We start from the raw sequence: 689 nt of genomic DNA on the forward strand, positions 1-689 counted from the left end.
GGTTAGAAGTGGAAGTGTGGTGACACATGGAGCGGACTAATACTAATCGCTCGAGGACTTATCCTAGAATAAGAGCTTCATCAGAGTGCAGCGAATGGTTTAGAGAAATGTGAGATTTGATATTGTATTCAATTTTGAGTTGACAAGTCTTGTCTGAGAGGACAGGACAGTTAATTCAATAGTTAAGTGACGATAGCCTAGGAGATACACCTGTACCCATGCCGAACACAGCAGTTAAGCCCTAGAACGCCGGAAGTAGTTGGGGGTTGCCCCCTGTGAGATATGGTAGTCGCTTAGCAGTTATCCGCCATAGCTCAGTTGGTAGTAGCGCATGACTGTTAATCATGATGTCGTAGGTTCGAGTCCTACTGGCGGAGTTTCAAAGAGGTTTTGAACCGCACCCCAAAAGTTAGACAGAAAAAATCTAACTTTTGGGGTGTTTTTAAATGAAATTAACTTATGAGGATAAAGTTCGAATCTATGAACTAAGAAAACAAGGAATCAGCTTAAAGCGGCTTTCAGCAAAATATGGAATGAACCTTTCAAATCTTGATTACTTAATCCGATTGATTGATCGCTACGGAATAGAAAGTGTCAAAAAAGGGAAAAACCGTTATTACTCTCCTGAATTAAAACAAGCAATTATCAATAAGGTTTTGATTGAAGGTCGTTCGCAACTAAGCGTATCT

Annotated in this window: 1 tRNA gene, 1 rRNA gene and 1 pseudogene; all 3 read left to right on the plus strand. The window is 40.3% G+C overall.

Features of this window, described 5'->3' with window-relative positions:
• Positions 1 to 182: 182 nt before the first annotated feature.
• Positions 183 to 298: ribosomal RNA gene (gene rrf / locus K1I80_RS12000) — 5S ribosomal RNA — on the plus strand.
• Between the two features lie 5 nt (positions 299 to 303).
• Positions 304 to 377: transfer RNA gene (locus K1I80_RS12005), tRNA-Asn, on the plus strand.
• 69 nt (positions 378 to 446) lie between these two features.
• Positions 447 to 689: pseudogene (locus K1I80_RS12010) on the plus strand (IS3 family transposase); the annotation flags it as partial.

The organism is Streptococcus sanguinis, from assembly GCF_019929225.1.
Taxonomy (GTDB): Bacteria; Bacillota; Bacilli; order Lactobacillales; family Streptococcaceae; genus Streptococcus; species Streptococcus sanguinis_J.